This is a genomic window from Pseudidiomarina aquimaris (assembly GCF_003987395.1).
In the GTDB taxonomy this organism is placed as follows: Bacteria; Pseudomonadota; Gammaproteobacteria; order Enterobacterales; family Alteromonadaceae; genus Pseudidiomarina; species Pseudidiomarina aquimaris.
This window is the reverse complement of the sequence record NZ_PIPT01000003.1, coordinates 225,566-241,981: the sequence shown is the minus strand read 5'-3', so window position 1 is coordinate 241,981 and position 16,416 is coordinate 225,566. Positions and strand designations below refer to the sequence as shown.

Sequence of the window (16,416 nt, the reverse complement as noted above, 5' to 3'; positions counted from 1 at the left end):
TGACCACGTAGGATGCTCCTATGCTCCGAGCAGAGGCACTTAGTAAGGTTTACCATATGGGCGAAGTTGAGATCCACGCCTTACGCGGCGTGAGTCTCGAACTGGTCAGCGGTGAATTGGTTGTGCTACTGGGCGCCTCTGGCTCGGGCAAGTCGACACTCCTCAACATTATGGGCGGTCTTGATACACCGACGAGCGGCCAACTTTTCTATGGTGATACAGCTCTACATCAAGCTTCCGACCGTGAGCTTACCCGATTTCGCCGCGATCACGTTGGCTTTGTTTTTCAGTTTTACAATCTAATTCCGAGCCTCACAGCCCGCGAGAACGTGGCGATGGTCACGGATATTGCACGCAACCCGATGCGTCCAGAAGAAGCGCTTGAGCGGGTCGGGTTGAGCGGCCGAATGGATCATTTCCCTGCACAGTTGTCAGGGGGTGAGCAACAACGCGTAGCGATTGCTCGTGCGGTGGCCAAGCGCCCCGAAATTTTACTTTGTGATGAACCAACGGGCGCGCTCGACTCCAACACTGGAGGCCTTGTGCTCGACGTCTTGCAGCAAATTAATCAAGAGCTCGGCACCACCACAGCGGTGATCACCCATAATGCCATTATTGCGGACATGGCGAATCGCGTAATACGCCTTTCCGATGGCAAAATTAGCGACATCCATACCAACACAACCCAACGCCCAGCGCGGGAGTTGCAGTGGTAAGCGCACAAGCTACCTTGCTTGCCAAATTGCTGCGCGAGGTTTGGCTCGCACGCGCCCAACTTTTTGCCATCGCTATTGTCGTTGCCGTAGGAGTCATGGTGCTCATGATCATGACCACCGCAAAGCAAAGCTTAACCAACGCACAGCAGACTTTTTATAATGAGCATCGTTTTGCCGATGTTTTCCTAGAGCTCACTCGCGCGCCACGTAACCTGCTAACACAAGTGCAGGAAATGCCTGGCGTGGCAGTCGCCGAGGCGCGTATTCGCAGTGCAGCACGGGTCGAAGTCAGCGGCTTTGCCGATCCGATCCAGGCACAACTGGTGTCGGTGCCTGAACAGCAGACCCAGCTATTAAATACCTTGCATCTGCAGCGAGGGATGTTGCCAACAAACAGTCGCCAAGTGGTTGTCGCACAACCTTTCGCTGAAGCTCATAAATTGCAATTGCATGACTCAATCACTGCGATTCTAAATGGCCGGCGCACTGAGTTGGAGATCGTTGGCATCGCCATTTCGCCAGAATACATTTACCAAATTGGGCCGGCAGATATCATGCCGGACTATCAACGCTACGGAGTACTTTGGCTACGCGAAGACGCTTTAGCTGCTGCCCTTGATATGGACGGCGCATTTAACAGCCTCCTCATACAGCTGGAGGCGCAGGCCGACAGCGCCACATTAAAATTGCGACTCGATCAGGTCTTTGAAAACTATGGTGGCCGTGGTGCCTACACCCGTGAGGAGCAGATCTCGCACCGCTTTTTAAGCGAGGAGCTTAAGCAACTCGGCACCAATGCGGTTTTTCTGCCGTTGGTATTCCTCGGGACTTCGGCGTTCTTATTTAACATTTTTATGCAGCGCCAAATTCACACCCAACAACAAATCATTGCGATCATGAAGGCCTTTGGTTACCGACCCGCTACTATTTTTTTGCATTACTTGGGATTCAGTAGCCTTGTGGTATTGGTTGGGCTTATTTTAGGACTGCTCTTGAGCCATTGGCTATCTGCCACTATGGTTGAGCTCTACAGCCTTTATTTTAGTTTCATTGACCTCAACGTAGATACCAACTGGCGAAGCCTCGCTATTGCTGTTCTGGTGACGTTTGCCGCTGGATTCGTTGGCACTTGGCGCGCTATCTATAAAGCCATCCGGGTTCCGCCGGCGCAAGCGATGCGCCCACCTAATCCGCCTAACTTTCACCAAAGTCGCATCAATCATTTTATTGCGACCATGCGACTCAATCAGGCATGGCGGATTATTTTGCGCAACCTAGTGCGGCATCCCCTACGTAGCACGCTCTCGATTACTGGCGTCGCGCTCGCCGGCGGACTGTTGCTATTTGGCAGCTATCAGTTTCAAGCCATCAGCACTATGCTCGACCGCAATTACCGTGTGGAGCAACAAATGGATGTCATTGTCCATTTTAGTCAAGTCACCGATGCGCAAGCATTAGCGAGTTTGGCCGCCCTACCGGGCGTCAACTATGTCGAAGGCATGCGCAGTGTCCCTGTGCGTCTGCACAGCGGCACCACGGTTTACAGCACCTCAGTCTCTGCTTTCAGTCCAGACAGTAAGTTGCGCCAATTAGCTAGCATGCGCAGTTTGCCCGACGCCGGTTTAGTCTTAACCGACCACCTCGCCCAGCAACTTAGCCTCGAACTTGATCAGCAGGTGCGCGTTGAGTTTATCGGTGAACGCCGCATGACCCAAGCAATCCCATTGGTGGCGATCACGAATGAAGCTATTGGCGTGGGTGCGTATATGGCACTCCCTGAATTGAATCGCATTTTACTGGAAAGCGACGTGCTAAGTGGCGCTTGGCTACTTATCGATGCGACAGAGAAAGAAGCGCTTTACGCACGACTTAATGAGATGCCACAGATTGCCGGATACAGCCACATACGCGAAGCCGAAGAAAAATTACGCAGCTACATGGACGACACCGTCCTCACCGCCATGAGTATTATTTTTGTTTTAGCCGGCTCACTCACCTTTGCGATGGTCTATAACAATGCTCGAATCGCGCTTGCAGAGCGTGAGCGAGAGCTTTCTACCTTAAGGGTGCTAGGCTATAGCTACGCCGAGGTCGCAATTATTCTGTTCGGCGAGCTGCTGTTAGTGGTGCTGATTGCCATTCCGCTGGGCTGGCTTGTTGGTTTTCTCTTTGCGGCAGGCATGACCGAGCTGATGAGTAGCGAGCTGTTTCGTATTCCGTTTGTCGTGAGCCGGCAGCTTTTTGGGCTATCGGCCCTCGGCGTATTGACCGCGGCGGCAATAGCGGTCATGTTTATGTTACGACGCTTGCAACGTATTGATTTGGTTGCCGCATTAAAAGCCGAGTAATTGAGAGGCAAGGAGAGATTACAGACGATGAAAAAACCACTGGTGAAATTACTACCCTGGCTGCTCTTTGTACTCGTTGCCGTCGCACTCTTCTACAGTTTACGGCCTGCGCCGCCGCAAGTCGTTGTAAGTGACGTTTATCAAGGCCCCTTAGCTGCCACGGTAAGTGACGAAGGCAGAACGCATTTACGTAATACCTATTCCGTCTCAGCGCCGATTACCGGCTATCTACGTCGTGTTTCGCTTGAGCCTGGCGACCCAATTACCCAAGGCGATACGGTTTTTGAGGTGGAGCCAGCGCCAACGCCCGCGCTCGACCAACGTAGTCGCGAGCAAGCAGAACAAACTCTTAACGCCACTGAGGCACGTCTACAAGCCGCCATTGCTCTGCAACAGAATAGCGAAAGCGAAGCGCAACTTGCGAGCAGTGAGCTGCAGCGTATTAAACGTCTATACGATGCGGGGCTCGCGTCCACTGCAGACCTTGAGCGAGCACAAACCGCCCTCTTTCGGGCGCAATCAAATTTACGCTCGGCGACCGCTGCCGTCGCTGTCGCGCAAGCAGATGTCACCAATGCAAAACTGGTTCTGGAGATTGCTGAAGGCACCCGTAGCAGTGACCAAACACGCATTCTCGAAGTACCCGCACCCATTAGTGGCACGGTGTTGCAACGTTTTCGTTGCTGTGAAGGTATTGTGACCGCTGGTGAAACGATTTTAGAACTGGGCGATCTGAGTGAGCTCGAGGTTCAGGTCGACCTTTTGAGTAGTGCTGCCGTTAAAGTGCGCCCGGGAATGACCGCACGTATCAATCAATGGGGCGGGCAAGAAGTCAAATCAGGTATAGTGCGCCGTGTGAGTCCCGCAGGCTTTACTCGCGTCTCGGCTTTGGGTATCGAAGAACAGCGCGTAAGTGTTTTTATCGAGCTCGATGCGCCTGCACCTGAGCTCGGTAACGACTTCCGCGTCAACGCAGAGATTGTCATCGAACAAGCAGAAGATGCCCTAGCGGTACCGATAACCGCCCTCTTCAGACAAGATGAGCAATGGTATGTGTTTGTCTATCAAGAGGGAGAGCTAGAGCGCAGAGCCGTTAACGTAGGCTTTCAAAGTGGTATTTATCGACAGATAATAAATGGTTTAAACGCTAACGAGCAGGTGGTCAACCATCCAAGTGGCGAATTAGAAGAAGGCATGCAAGTGCAGTTATGAAGTATTGGCTAGTTAAAACCGAACCCGATGAGTGCAGTATCGACACAATTGCTGATACCGGCTCAGAGGGTATTGCCTGGGACGGTGTGCGCAACTATCAGGCGCGCAACTTTTTGCGGGAAATGGCGAAGGGTGACCAGGTATTTATCTATCATTCGAGTTGCGCCAAGGTTGGCATTGTCGGCCTTGCTGAAGTGACGGAAGAAGCTTTTGTCGACCCTTTGCAATTCGAGCCAGAGTCAGCTTACTTCGACCCCAAATCGATGCCCGAGAATCCACGCTGGAGCGCAGTGCGATTACAATTCGTACGTAAGTTCAAACAACCTCTTGCACTAAAAGAACTGAAGACACTCCCCGCTATGGCAGAAAATCCATTGGTGCAAAAGGGTTCTCGGCTAAGTGTGGTGCCTTTTCAAGCGAGCGAATACCAAGCCGTTTTAGCTCTCGTCGACTGACATTGCCAGTTCACGCCGTGCCGACTTATCGGTGTAAAGTTCTTTGTCAGCGCGGCGATAAAGACTTTCAAAACTTTCTTCGGGGTCACTGCAAGCAAAGCCAATGCTTGCACCCACTGAAATTTGTTCATCGTTGATTTGCATTGGCGCTTCAACCGTCTGTCGCAGCCGCTCACAGAATGCGTCGGGGTGTGCGATCGAGTGCGAAAGAACCACCCCAAACTCATCACCACCGAAGCGCACCACCCAATCGTTACGTTCATTGCGAATACAAGCTTTAAGGCGTTTAGCCACACACACAAGCACTTCATCGCCCGCTTGGTGGCCATAACGATCGTTGATCGGTTTAAAACCATCTAAATCAACTAAAACCAAACAGTAACTGCTCTTCCCACCCCGCTGCTGCAGGCGTTCGAGCATGCCACGACGATTCAGAAGCTCTGTTAAACTGTCATGTTGAGCGTCCAGCACCGCTTCTTTACGTTGTAACTTCAACTCACTTATACGATGTGCCAGAGCCAGCGAAAACAACACAGCTTCTAAAGCGACCGCAAGCGGAAACCAATACGAGACGATGTCTTCTGGATTTAAGACGCCAACCTGCCGTAAGACCATAGCTAATGCCGCTAACAACATAATGCTTTGCGCAACGACAAAGTAAATAGCAGGCTTGAAGCCTTGTGCCCAACGAACAACGGCCGAAGTTAGCAAGATTGGAATAATCAGCATAGCGATGCTGTTTGCAACAATCGATGCATAACGAGTGAAGCCCAAGGCATTGGCCAAATAGACTAGACCAAACAGTAAAACAGTGAGCTGCAATAAGGTGGCGACTAACGGCAAGTTCTCGCGCAAACGCAGAAACTTTATACTAAATATGAGCACCGCACTTCCCCACATCGCAGCAGTACTGACACGCCCAAGCCACCAAGGGTGACTGCTATTTGGCCAGAGGATTTGCGGTCCAAGTCCAGTACCATCGGCAAGCAGCAATATTGCCGCAGCCATGCTAAGCACATACCACAGATAGGCGCCATCACGCAGTTGCACCAGTAAAATCAGGTTGTACAACAACAGCGCAAAAATTGCGCCAAATACCATGCCGAAGACCAGATTTTCCTCAAGATAATGCTCGGTGTAGTCACCAACTGTCAGCAGATTTATTGGAAAGGTGCTACCCGCAGGGTCGTAGAAGCGGAGATAAATCGTGATAGGTTGCCGATCAAACGTCAATCGTACAGCTGGATGACGGTAGTTCAGCCGCTGGCTCGTCGCGTAACCATCGGCGGTCCCAGCAGCGACGTGCTGCCACTGCTCCCCCTGTTGAATGTACAAGTCAGCGTGACGTTGCGAAATTGCATGCGCTAACAAAAAGCGTCGTGGCTCACTGAAATCAAAGTTTTCAGCTGTATCCAACTGAATCTTAAGCCAAACAGCGTGGTCACGATCGGAACTCGATGAAATGCCCGAAAATGGCACAAATAGGCCATTTTGCTCAGCCACCAGAATATCATCGAGTTGCCACTTCAGCGGCGCCTCGCGCAAGATGCTAGCGCGCTCATGCAGTCCATAAAGACTGTCGTTGGCAATCTTGATCGGCGCAGCATGCACCGTAGCCACGCTCAAAACGAGGCAACATGCGATGCGAAACAGCAAGACTAAAAAGTGCGCCACAAGCGTCCTTTGCTAAGTAAACGGGAAGTTATAAAGCAGGGTATAGAATGTTGAAGCGCTATACAAGTAGACAGTTTAGACGCAACTACTCATCGAGCGAGCACTGTAGACAGCGCTCCTTGCCGGTTATCAACTTGGAAATACGGTTACGATGCTTGGCGAAGCCGAGATAGCCTCTGTCTGCCAGCCAGCGAATGCCCGGCCAACGTAGCGGAGCTGTTAACCATCCGCGTCCTACAGCTGACCATGCGGCATGGGTGACGTCCAAGCCATAAAGCAGGGTTCCGTCAGCACGTTGTCCGTGCAGAATGCGATTTGCTTGTTCAATATCGATCGCAGGAAAGCGCTTTGCGAAGTCGTGGGCCCAAATGTCTTCAAACTGCAGCCGTTGCTTGCGCTTTTGGTCCAACGCTTTAAGTTGCCGCATTTCATGCACGCACAGCGGACAACCACCGTCGTAGAACAAGATAAGTTCGGTCGCCATACTGGCCTCCGTTAACAGTTCGTCACTCATGGTCTGTTTACGAAGGCCAGCATGCTTCCGATCAATCTTCGCCGTTAGCTTTAGCGATAAAATAGACGACGTAGAAAATGCAAAGACCAAGTAATACTGCTAATCCAGTGAAAGAGAAAAAGATAACCGGATCAGAAACAAATTCTTTGAGTAATTGCATGAGATGCCTCCTTAGAAGCTATAGCGAATACCAAACATTGCTACGGTTGGGTCAATATCGACCGCGACAGACTCAGCGGTAACACCATTGATGCGCACGTCGGCAACGGTATCAATAGCCATACGGCTCACCATAAAGTGCAGGCCCCAGTTATCAGTCAGTGCCACGTTCACCCCCGCTTGGAATGCGAATCCCCAGCTATTTGAAAGCGCTAATTCAACATCGTCATTCGCAGTAATTACTGCTAAATCAGTTAGAACGCCACCAAGCTCTGGGCTCACTTTCTCTTCAAAGAAGGTCGTGTAATTCACCCCAAAACCAACAAACGGATCAATCGCATCGTTATCTAAATCAAAGTGATATTGCGCGAGCAAGGTTGGCGGAAGGTGTTTAGTTTCGCCGATTTTCAAACCGTCAATCGCACCGGTACCATGAATTTCGTGCTTAAATGGAGTGGCAGCAATGAGCTCAATACTCCAGTTCGGATTCAGCCGGTAATCAAAAGTGATTCCCAACTGAGTGTTTTCATCGACTGTCACACCGGTAGAACCAGAATCGAGACCTGCAACAGATTCAATTACGGGCAATGATGCGCTATCATCATTTGGCATGACACCGATGGCGCCAACATTCACCGAAAATTGGTCTGCGGCCGCTGCCATTGGTGCAGCAAGACCGGCAATTAATAAGCTAGATAAGATCATTGAGGTTTTCATACAGCACTCCTTAGTTATTTCCCTATATTTTATGTGGTTATGTGCGGAAAACCTTGATCTCGATCAAGTTTTGCTTCTCCTCTACAATGAAAAAAACAACGCATGATTAGGGGCTTATGGGACATCATCACGGACATCACCAGCATCACCATGGCGACGCTTCTTCACAACGCATCGGTCTCGCTTTCTGGCTAAACTTATTCTTTACTATCATCGAGTTTATCGGCGGGATTCTTACTAACAGTACTGCAATTATTGCCGATGCCGTGCATGACCTCGGTGACAGCCTCTCGTTAGGTCTTGCCTGGCTGCTAAATAAACTCGGTGCCAAGCGAGCTACCACTGGCTTCACGTATGGTTATAAACGTTTTAGTTTGCTAGGCGCACTGATTAACGCAATTGTGCTCATTGCTGGCTCCACGTGGGTGCTATTCGAGGCCATCCCGCGACTGACAGATCCGGTCATGCCGAACACCGAAGGCATGATTTACTTAGCAATTCTCGGGGTAGTTGTGAACGGTTACGCCGCGTTTAAGCTTTCAGGCGGGAAAACGCTCAACGAACGAGTGCTCAATTGGCACTTACTAGAGGATGTTTTGGGCTGGGTTGCGGTGCTTATTGGCGCCATTGTTATGACTTTTGTCGACTGGCCGATCATCGACCCACTGTTATCAATCGCCTTCACTGCATTTATCTTGTTAAATGTGGTTCGTAACTTGATCGAAACACTGAAACTATTTTCGCAAGCGAATCCAAACCCTAAGCTCTACCAAGACGTACAAGACGCAATTCGTGACGTCGACCAGGTTGCGGATATTCATCACATGCATCTGTGGTCGCTCGATGGTGAATCACACGTACTAACGGCTCACGTTGAATTAAAAGATGACTTCAATAACGCGGAGCATTATCTCGCTGTTAAAGAAGCCATCAATCAAGCAGTCTCGCGTTTTGAGATTTTCCACACAACGATTGAGCTAGAGTTCAAATCGGAGGCCTGTCGACTGGATTAGTCGACAGCATTTTCGTTGGCATAGCTCAAGTCTGCGATGCTATGCAACTTACCGAACCGCATCACGTGTGTGATCGAGCGAAATGCTGAAACATCCTTGCCTGGATCTTCCTCGAGTACCACAAGGTCAGCATTTTTGCCCACCTCGACAGTGCCAAGAGTTGCTTCTAAACCCAAAGCTTTCGCGCCGTTTTGCGTCGACATGACGAGCACAACGGTAGTAACGCTAGAACAAAGGTAACTACGATCAAAATTATGCGAGCTTTCTTGTAAATAATTCTGTGCGTCACTGAGGTTGTAGAACTCGCTCACAAATGGAAACATGAACCGGGTGTCAAACCAATCGCTCGCCAAATAATGTACATGCGAATCCACCAAACCCGGTGTTAAATATTTTCCGCTAACGTCGATAACTTCAGCTACTTCATCAACTCATCATAGCCATGCGGCTTGATAAGCAGCTGACGTTCAGCAACCTTTTAGTTTCCTTGGTGAACTATGGTACCGCGTACGACCTGAGCCCGTACATCTGGTCTACACAGAACGCAAATACATGTCGGCAGCGGTCTCTGCGGCCCTCGACTTTTTACAAGAAAAGCTAGGCTAGCTTAGAAGGTTCACTTCGAACAACAACTTACGCAGGCTTTGCCGTGCATCCATGATGAGCAGCAGCTCGACCGCTTTTCGCCTCTCGTCGAGACGATATAAAACAATGTAATGTTGGTCGATGTGCCATTGCCGATAGTGTTGCACACCTAACTCTAAAAGCCGTTCACTTATCGGTGCTATGCGCGGATTCTTAGGCAGGGCTTGCCCGATTTTTTGCTGCACCTCGAGTAACGTCTTATCGGCTAATTCGGTTGAGTACTGATGGGACAGAAACCCTTTGAGCCGCTGCACAGATAGCCTAAAAACACCTGAAGCAACAATACGATACTCAGACATCGAAGGCTTCACTAAGACTCAACTCGCGATGTTGCAACGATTTTTCTGACAGGTTGATAAGCTTGAGTAGAGCAATCGTTTCCTGTTGAAACTCATAATCATCATAAGATTGAATGACAAATGCTGGCTTACCCTTTTTCGTCACCAGCAACTCTTCTTTCAACTCAAGATTATTCGCATTTTCTTTTAAATACGTCACGGTTTCAGTCTTCACAACCACCTCTTAAAAGTCTTTTTAAAGACTGTTTTAGTTTAGCAGTTGCTGTGAGATATTCCAACGCGCTCCTCCATATTACCAAATCGGATTGATCGTGGTCGCCAACAGCGCTGTAACACAAATCCACGCAAGATAAAGAGGTAGGCATGAGAGAGCTCGTAGTTATTCACGAGAATGATGAATGGCTGGTGCCGTTACGCGCAGAGTTTGCCAAGCGCGGCGTGACGGCAACGGAGTGGTTTCTCGATGAAGGCGAACTGTGATTAACAATACTTCGGTGTTTGCCCTTGAGGTGTGTAAGCTATCGCAGTATGCGGCACTCCAGATTGCCGAACTTAAAGTGCCACGCACTGGGATGGGTGCGTTAGCAGATTATTTGATCGAATGTGCTAAGAAGTAGGCACCTCGAATGGGCTTTGCTGTAGTGACTTGATGTGCTTTTTATCCTCGTACATACGGGCATCCGCAAGTTTAAGTAGTTTTACAACTGAAAGACCGCCCTCAGTACTACATGCGGAGCCAATGCTGATTGATGGGCGAATCGAAAGCTCATCGATCAACACATCCTCGCCCTCAACGGTCGACCTGATTTTCTCTATAATCTTCTCGATATGACTCATGTCTTTGAGACGATTTACGATAACCAGAAACTCGTCGCCGCCCATTCTGGCGACAATATCCGAACTTCTTACCGCGGCCTCGAGACGGTGCGCGACCGCTCGCAGTACATGGTCGCCACTATCGTGACCAAAGTTGTCATTTATTTCTTTGAAATAGTTCAGGTCCACTGCGATGACACAGAATTGCTCTTTACTTTTCGTATTCGTAAGTCGTCGATTCAAATAATCGAGCGCAAACCGTCGATTAACAAGCCGTGTCAGTACATCCTCGTTAGCCCGATACTTTTCACGACGATAGAATGCCCATAACAAAATGATCATGGCGAAGAGCAGGACATACAGCAGTATCATACCGATGCGCACCCCTTGTAAAAACCAAATCTGTGCAGGAGTAAGGGTTGGAGCAAAGTTGGCGGCGACCCACCATTCACCGTTTGGAACAATTAGTTTTCCATTGTAGTCAGATTCTTCAAATAGCTCTGCTGACCCTTCAAAAATCGCGCCATTACGTCCACCACCATCAACTCCTCGTAGCGCGACTTCAGTACTTGGAATAGCCAATAAACCAGAATCGAGCATTAAGTTGTCGTAATCAATCACCACGCTTACCGTGCCCCAATAATCTTGGTTGGTTGGGTAATCATTAAATACCGGAATACGCGCAATCAGCCCGCGCCCGCCTTGCACGAGATCAACCGGACCTGCAAGAAAGATATCTTGGCGCTCACGCGCCGCTTGTACGGTGGCATATTGCGCGGGTACAGTACGATAATCAAAACCTATCGCACTCTCGTTGCCGGCTAGCGGGAGTAATTCAGAAAGCACGTCGTTTGGTGCCATCCCGACATTTCTGACATGCTCTGATTTTTGTAGTAAGCGGCGCGCAATTTGCGGAAAGTTCTCGGCACCATTGCGAGGATTAATATTGAATATTGTCGCTAAGCTATCAACCAGAAATACATCTTTAAATAGCTCTGACTCGAGATTTGATTTCGCCAACAACAGCTCCGCAAGAAGCTCGTCTTCAGCATTATTCTTAAAGCGCTCTTCGAGCAGCTCTTTAAAAGAATCTGTCAAATGGATGAGCACTGCAAAGCCAACTACAAATACCGCAAAAAAGCTAGCTAACGTGCGTTTTTTAAAAATCAAAGCGACTTCCCAAACGGCTATGGTCAAACATCATATGACTATAGCAATACCGAGAAACCGCTTAAACTACAACCTTAATTTGATTCTTATTGCGGCACGTAGATGTGGCCGCGACCGTTTCGATAGTCAATGGTAAGGATAAAATGCTTGAGAATGTCGTAGCCAAGAATGCCATTCACTTCGACCCCCTTCATTCGAGAGCCAATATTGGAATAACGATTACCAAAGTCAGCAGGACTGCCCTCACTCGGCACAATAACCACAATATCTTCTAGTTTATAGGGACCGAAACCGAAGAGAGGTAATTGAAAGAGTTCTACATCTTTGCTTGCATTTACACCGCGCGAAACACCTTCCATTACAGGAAAACGTTCCAACCAGTTCTGAGTCGTGGCAAAGTTGCGATGTAGATACAAACCACCGCTATTCCCCGTATCGAGGAGGACCCAACGTTCGGCTTCGTCATTGAAGTTTACTTTTACCAACGGACGCCCTGAACCATCCTGCGGACGCATTTCAAGGTTCGCTGTTTCTTCAAGATTAAAAGTACCAGGATTAGCGAAGCGCAAACGACTATTCGGGTAGTCAAACTGCAAAATAAACTGGTTTAATAGCGGCGCACCGAGCAGCAAGCTAACATGCTTGCCACCGAGCTCGAGGCCTACCAGCTCCATGTCGAGATCTAAGCCAAGTAACTTTGTCGGCACATCGCGGTAAATACGTCGGTCTTGAACATCGTGCGCACCTTGAATCTTAATGCGCTTGTTGCTGTCAAATTCAAGCTCATGATGCTCAGCAAAGCTGAGGTTTAGAGCATTCACTTGTGAGCCCGAGTCGATCATCGCATAGCTTTCGATACCCGCCACTTCGACTTTAATTAAGACATGCCCATTAGCATTCTCAAACGGGATCCAACTGGTCGCTTGTGCCATAACTGTCGAGGAAAATAATGCTAAGGCTAGGAAAACGAGAACTCGCATGAAACGTATCCTTATTGTTGTTATTAAGTTTCCTTTTGAAATTACGTGTAGCCTACCTGAACGTTAGCAAAGATACGAGCTTTTCTACTTACTTTTTACATTTGAGTTAGAGCTTCAGCGACAGAAACGAATACAGCTTTCGCTGTTGCCCTACTCCAGCAGATACTGTATAAATATACAGCCTATTCGATTGAAGAACTAAGGAAAACCTATGCCGGTAGTCACTCAATACGTTGTCGTACGAAACGGAGAGGAAAAAATGACCTTTGCCACAAAAGCCGAAGCCGATGCCCATGACAAAATGCTGGATATGGTGGAGCGACTTTTGCCTCTTATCGAACGGAGTGAGGTTGTTACTGACGAACAAAAACTTGAAGATTTGGCGTTTTTCTTGGCGCGTGAGCGTGAAGATATGTTGATTGCCTTGGGTGCAAAGAAGCCGCCTAAGAAGAAGACCTCTGAAAAGGCAGAGCCTACCAAAAGTGTTGCGCAATAAAAGAGTTGCGCAATAAAAGAGTTGGGTCTCAAGACCCAACTCTCAAACATGCTTTTTGTTATATTCTATGCTGGTGTTCGCTTGAGTTTGTTAACCATCAAGTAGAGCGACGGAAGTACAACTAGCGTCAATAACGTTGAAGAAACAATCCCACCAATCACGACCGTTGCTAGCGGCCGCTGGACTTCCGCGCCAGTCCCAGTATTGAATGCCATTGGAATAAAACCAAAGCTCGCGACTAACGCGGTCATCAATACAGGGCGCAATCGTTGCCTAGCACCTTCGAAGATTGCTTCTCTGATAGCTTTACCGTTATCACGAAGCTGCTGAATGAATGATAGCATTACTACCCCATTCAAGACGGCGACCCCTGACAACGCGATAAAGCCAACTGCGGCAGAGATCGATAATGGCATGCCGCGAATTGTCAAAGCAATGATGCCGCCTGTTAGCGCCATAGGCACACCAGTAAAGATAATTAGGGCGTTACTGAAAGAATTAAACGCACTAAAGAGTAAGCCAAAAATCAATAGCAAGGTTAATGGCACAACAATTGCCAACTTTTGCGACGCCGACTCCAACTGCTCAAAGGTCCCCCCATAATCTAACCAGTACCCTGTCGGTAAAGGAAGCTCGTTCTGCAGTTGTTGACGGATAGCAGCCACAAAAGAACCAAGGTCGCGACTTACCACGTTTGCACTCACGATTACATTCCGCTTACCACTCTCGCGATTGATCTGATTTGGTCCAACGGTCAGTTCAACTTCGGCAATCTCGCCAAGTGGAACATACTGCAGTTCTGGGTTACTCGCTGCGGGAACGGCTACGGGCAGACGCTTCAATGACTCTATATTATTCCGCCACTCATCATCTAAACGGAGCATCAAACGAAATCGCTTATCTCCCTCATAGATTGTTCCCGCAACCAACCCACCTACTGCACTTTGCACAGCACGTTGCACGTCGTGAACAGAAAGCCCCAGTAATGCAAGGTGGTCCCGTTGCGGTTTTACCGATAACGTCGGCAATCCAGTCATTTGCTCGACACGCACATCTGCGGCGCCATCGACACGGCTAATAATTTCTACCGCAGTATCACCGAGTTCTTTTAGTTGCTCCAAATCATCACCGTAGACCCTTACCGCTACGTCGGCACGAACACCTGCAATTAACTCATTGAAGCGCATCTCGATAGGTTGCGTGAACTCATACTTGTTGCCGGGAAGAGCCTCAACAGCTGCCCGCAACTCAGCAATGAGTTCATCTTTACCTTTATTCGAATCAGGCCATTCAGATCTCGGTTTCAAAATTACTATAGTGTCAGCCACGCTGGGTGGCATCGGGTCCGTAGCCACATCCGGCGTTCCAATCTTTGAGAATACCCGCTTCACCTCACCAAACTCGGCAATAGTCGACTCCAATAAACCTTGCATATCAACCGATTGCTGTAGTCCCGTGCCGGGGATGCGTAAGGCATGTAGAGCAATATCACCCTCATCTAATTGCGGTAAGAACTCACTGCCCATCTTCGTCGCTTGATAGACCGATCCAGCGAATAAAACAGTCCCCAGCGAAATAATAAGTAGGGGCTTTTTCAATGAGATACGTAGTAGAGGCTCATATAGACGTCGCGCACCGCGCATCAACCTATTCTCGCCGTGACTAACTTTACCGTTTACAAAAATCGCGATTGCAGCCGGTACGAAAGTCATTGAGAAGATCAATGCTCCGAGTAAAGCAAATACCACAGTAAATGCCATAGGGTGGAACATCTTACCCTCAACACCACTTAACGCAAAAATAGGCAGATAGACCAACATGATTATCAATACACCGAAAACGGCTGGATTGAATACCTCACGAGTACTTTGGAATACTTCTTGAAGGCGCTCTTTGGTCGTAAGTAAGCGTCCTAAACGTTGCTGCGCTAAACCAAGTCGGCGCAATGCATTTTCAACCACAATAACTGCACCATCAACAATGATTCCAAAATCAATAGCGCCGAGGCTCATCAAATTGCCCGAAACACGATTTGCAGTCATACCAGTAATTGCAAACAGCATGCTTAGCGGGATAACCATTGCGGTGATAAGTGCGGCTCGCACATTCCCGAGCAACAAGAACAGCACAACAATAACGAGAACCGCACCTTCGAATAGGTTTTTCTCTACCGTTGCGATCGTTTTCTCGACAAGTGTCGTGCGGTTGTAGACGGGATCTAGTAGGATACCTTCGGGCATACTAAGTTGTATTTCTTTGAGGCGTTCGGCAACTGCCTCAGCCACTATCCGACTATTCTCTCCAATCAACATCATCGCTGTACCTAGCACAACCTCTTGGCCATCCGAGGTAGCAGCACCAGTGCGTAGTTCCTTGCCAAAAAATACGTCGGCTACATCTTTTATTCTTACTGGAGCATCATCGCGCTTCGTGATGACAACATTGCGGATATCCTCCAAGCTTTTCAACTGCCCGGGAGAACGCACTAACCACTGCTCGCCGTTTCGCTCAATGTAACCGGCACCAGCATTAGCATTGTTTAGTTTTAGAGCACGAAACACATCTTCGATTGTAATCTTATACGCAAGTAACTTACCGGGCTGCGGAGCGACTTGATACTCACGTTCATAACCACCGACGGTGTTGATTTCTGTCACACCGGGAACCTTCACCAACTGTGGTCGAATCACCCAATCTTGTAATGTACGTAAGGTTTCTGCGGTGTAGGGTTCGCCATTCGCGTCAAGCGCTCCCGGCTCGGCACTTACAATATAGGTAAAGATTTCGCCCAAGCCACTTGCGATAGGCCCTAATGCAGGGTCAACAGTATTGGGCAAATCACTACGGACCATCTGCAATCGTTCACTAATTTGTTGCCGTGCCCAATAGATATCAGTACCCTCCTCGAACACCACGGTCACTTGCGACAGTCCGTAACGCGAAATAGAGCGCGTATAATCTAGGTTCGGAATACCCGCCATCGCGTTTTCTACGATGTAGGTAATGCGCTGCTCGGTTTCCAACGGCGAGTAACCAGGCGCCTCAGTATTTACCTGAACTTGGATATTTGTAATATCAGGTACCGCATCAATGGGTAACTTAAGGGCACTATAAATACCTAATCCTGCAATAAGTAATGTTATCGCCATAACCAGCCAACGACGCTGGACAGCGAATCTAATTAAAATATCAATCATTAGTT

Annotated in this window: 17 protein-coding genes; 7 read left to right on the top strand and 10 right to left on the bottom strand. The window is 48.8% G+C overall.

Translation table 11 applies throughout. From position 1 onward, the window contains the following. The first annotated feature begins 20 nt into the window (after positions 1 to 20). The 4 genes from CWE21_RS05590 to CWE21_RS05575 are packed head-to-tail and all read left to right on the top strand — an operon-like array spanning position 21 to position 4,731. Positions 21 to 716, top strand: a complete 696-nt coding sequence (locus CWE21_RS05590) for an ABC transporter ATP-binding protein (RefSeq protein WP_126833458.1) — start codon at positions 21 to 23, stop codon at positions 714 to 716. After that, the gene (locus tag CWE21_RS05585; RefSeq protein ID WP_126833457.1) at positions 710 to 3,064 is read left to right on the top strand and encodes an ABC transporter permease; all 2,355 of its coding nucleotides are present in this window, start codon (positions 710 to 712) and stop codon (positions 3,062 to 3,064) included. Before CWE21_RS05590 ends, CWE21_RS05585 begins: the two co-directional genes overlap by 7 nt. A gap of 27 nt (positions 3,065 to 3,091) precedes the next feature. Further along, positions 3,092 to 4,276, top strand: a complete 1,185-nt coding sequence (locus CWE21_RS05580; protein WP_126833456.1) for an efflux RND transporter periplasmic adaptor subunit — start codon at positions 3,092 to 3,094, stop codon at positions 4,274 to 4,276. After that, on the top strand, positions 4,273 to 4,731 hold the full coding sequence (locus tag CWE21_RS05575; RefSeq protein WP_126833455.1) for an EVE domain-containing protein: 459 nt from the start codon (positions 4,273 to 4,275) through the stop codon (positions 4,729 to 4,731). The genes CWE21_RS05580 and CWE21_RS05575 overlap by 4 nt, the downstream gene beginning before the upstream one ends. Here the strand turns inward: CWE21_RS05575 and CWE21_RS05570 are convergent. The 4 genes from CWE21_RS05570 to CWE21_RS05555 all read right to left on the bottom strand — a co-directional run bounded on the left by CWE21_RS05570 (position 4,714) and on the right by CWE21_RS05555 (position 7,795). After that, positions 4,714 to 6,405 carry a diguanylate cyclase gene (locus tag CWE21_RS05570; protein ID WP_126833454.1) on the bottom strand — a complete coding sequence of 564 codons (1,692 nt, stop codon included), beginning with the start codon at positions 6,403 to 6,405 and terminating at the stop codon, positions 4,714 to 4,716. The two genes, CWE21_RS05575 and CWE21_RS05570, sit on opposite strands and share 18 nt — an antisense overlap. An 85-nt stretch (positions 6,406 to 6,490) precedes the next feature. After that, positions 6,491 to 6,919, bottom strand: coding sequence for a thiol-disulfide oxidoreductase DCC family protein (locus CWE21_RS05565; RefSeq protein ID WP_338068207.1), 429 nt, complete (start codon positions 6,917 to 6,919; stop codon positions 6,491 to 6,493). 31 nt (positions 6,920 to 6,950) lie between these two features. After that, complete coding sequence (locus tag CWE21_RS05560) at positions 6,951 to 7,079, bottom strand: DUF3149 domain-containing protein (RefSeq protein WP_126833453.1); 129 nt, start codon at positions 7,077 to 7,079, stop codon at positions 6,951 to 6,953. 11 nt (positions 7,080 to 7,090) lie between these two features. Further along, the gene (locus CWE21_RS05555) at positions 7,091 to 7,795 is read right to left on the bottom strand and encodes an OmpW/AlkL family protein (RefSeq protein ID WP_126833452.1); all 705 of its coding nucleotides are present in this window, start codon (positions 7,793 to 7,795) and stop codon (positions 7,091 to 7,093) included. Positions 7,796 to 7,911: 116 nt separating this feature from the next. On the opposite strand from CWE21_RS05555, the gene CWE21_RS05550 reads away from it, so the two are divergent. Beyond that, the gene (locus CWE21_RS05550; protein ID WP_126833451.1) at positions 7,912 to 8,808 is read left to right on the top strand and encodes a cation diffusion facilitator family transporter; all 897 of its coding nucleotides are present in this window, start codon (positions 7,912 to 7,914) and stop codon (positions 8,806 to 8,808) included. On the opposite strand, the gene CWE21_RS05545 is transcribed toward CWE21_RS05550, so the two are convergent. From CWE21_RS05545 to CWE21_RS05535, 3 genes are all read right to left on the bottom strand, one after another. Continuing rightward, the gene (locus CWE21_RS05545; protein ID WP_198675065.1) at positions 8,805 to 9,011 is read right to left on the bottom strand and encodes an amidohydrolase family protein; all 207 of its coding nucleotides are present in this window, start codon (positions 9,009 to 9,011) and stop codon (positions 8,805 to 8,807) included. The two genes, CWE21_RS05550 and CWE21_RS05545, sit on opposite strands and share 4 nt — an antisense overlap. 399 nt (positions 9,012 to 9,410) lie before the next feature. Next, complete coding sequence (locus CWE21_RS05540) at positions 9,411 to 9,752, bottom strand: type II toxin-antitoxin system RelE/ParE family toxin (RefSeq protein WP_126833449.1); 342 nt, start codon at positions 9,750 to 9,752, stop codon at positions 9,411 to 9,413. Continuing rightward, the gene (locus CWE21_RS05535; protein ID WP_126833448.1) at positions 9,745 to 9,966 is read right to left on the bottom strand and encodes a type II toxin-antitoxin system Phd/YefM family antitoxin; all 222 of its coding nucleotides are present in this window, start codon (positions 9,964 to 9,966) and stop codon (positions 9,745 to 9,747) included. The genes CWE21_RS05540 and CWE21_RS05535 overlap by 8 nt, the downstream gene beginning before the upstream one ends. Positions 9,967 to 10,228: 262 nt before the next feature. Between CWE21_RS05535 and CWE21_RS13455 the strand changes: the two genes are divergently transcribed. Beyond that, on the top strand, positions 10,229 to 10,369 hold the full coding sequence (locus CWE21_RS13455; protein ID WP_241970227.1) for a hypothetical protein: 141 nt from the start codon (positions 10,229 to 10,231) through the stop codon (positions 10,367 to 10,369). Here the strand turns inward: CWE21_RS13455 and CWE21_RS05525 are convergent. Together CWE21_RS05525 and CWE21_RS05520 are read right to left on the bottom strand one after the other, a co-directional pair. Next, a complete protein-coding gene (locus CWE21_RS05525) occupies positions 10,359 to 11,738 on the bottom strand; it encodes a diguanylate cyclase (RefSeq protein ID WP_126833447.1) in 1,380 nt (459 codons plus the stop codon). The two genes, CWE21_RS13455 and CWE21_RS05525, sit on opposite strands and share 11 nt — an antisense overlap. A gap of 86 nt (positions 11,739 to 11,824) precedes the next feature. Next, positions 11,825 to 12,718, bottom strand: coding sequence for a pepsin/retropepsin-like aspartic protease family protein (locus CWE21_RS05520; RefSeq protein ID WP_126833446.1), 894 nt, complete (start codon positions 12,716 to 12,718; stop codon positions 11,825 to 11,827). Between the two features lie 211 nt (positions 12,719 to 12,929). Here CWE21_RS05520 and CWE21_RS05515 point away from each other — a divergent pair, with 211 nt between their 5' ends. Next, on the top strand, positions 12,930 to 13,214 hold the full coding sequence (locus CWE21_RS05515; RefSeq protein ID WP_126833445.1) for a YebG family protein: 285 nt from the start codon (positions 12,930 to 12,932) through the stop codon (positions 13,212 to 13,214). Between the two features lie 65 nt (positions 13,215 to 13,279). On the opposite strand, the gene CWE21_RS05510 is transcribed toward CWE21_RS05515, so the two are convergent. Then, positions 13,280 to 16,411, bottom strand: coding sequence for an efflux RND transporter permease subunit (locus CWE21_RS05510; RefSeq protein ID WP_126833444.1), 3,132 nt, complete (start codon positions 16,409 to 16,411; stop codon positions 13,280 to 13,282). Positions 16,412 to 16,416: the final 5 nt, after the last annotated feature.

Excerpts from the sequence above, each read along its gene's own strand:
- CWE21_RS05590 (WP_126833458.1), top strand. The coding sequence starts at position 21 with ATGCTCCGAGCAGAGGCACTTAGTAAGGTTTACCATATGGGCGAAGTT.
- CWE21_RS05580 (WP_126833456.1), top strand. The coding sequence starts at position 3,092 with ATGAAAAAACCACTGGTGAAATTACTACCCTGGCTGCTCTTTGTACTC.
- CWE21_RS05575 (WP_126833455.1), top strand. The coding sequence starts at position 4,273 with ATGAAGTATTGGCTAGTTAAAACCGAACCCGATGAGTGCAGTATCGAC.
- CWE21_RS05565 (WP_338068207.1), bottom strand. The coding sequence starts at position 6,919 with ATGAGTGACGAACTGTTAACGGAGGCCAGTATGGCGACCGAACTTATC.
- CWE21_RS05560 (WP_126833453.1), bottom strand. The coding sequence starts at position 7,079 with ATGCAATTACTCAAAGAATTTGTTTCTGATCCGGTTATCTTTTTCTCT.
- CWE21_RS05555 (WP_126833452.1), bottom strand. The coding sequence starts at position 7,795 with ATGAAAACCTCAATGATCTTATCTAGCTTATTAATTGCCGGTCTTGCT.
- CWE21_RS05550 (WP_126833451.1), top strand. The coding sequence starts at position 7,912 with ATGGGACATCATCACGGACATCACCAGCATCACCATGGCGACGCTTCT.
- CWE21_RS05545 (WP_198675065.1), bottom strand. The coding sequence starts at position 9,011 with ATGTCGACGCAAAACGGCGCGAAAGCTTTGGGTTTAGAAGCAACTCTT.
- CWE21_RS05540 (WP_126833449.1), bottom strand. The coding sequence starts at position 9,752 with ATGTCTGAGTATCGTATTGTTGCTTCAGGTGTTTTTAGGCTATCTGTG.
- CWE21_RS05520 (WP_126833446.1), bottom strand. The coding sequence starts at position 12,718 with ATGCGAGTTCTCGTTTTCCTAGCCTTAGCATTATTTTCCTCGACAGTT.
- CWE21_RS05515 (WP_126833445.1), top strand. The coding sequence starts at position 12,930 with ATGCCGGTAGTCACTCAATACGTTGTCGTACGAAACGGAGAGGAAAAA.
- CWE21_RS05510 (WP_126833444.1), bottom strand. The coding sequence starts at position 16,411 with ATGATTGATATTTTAATTAGATTCGCTGTCCAGCGTCGTTGGCTGGTT.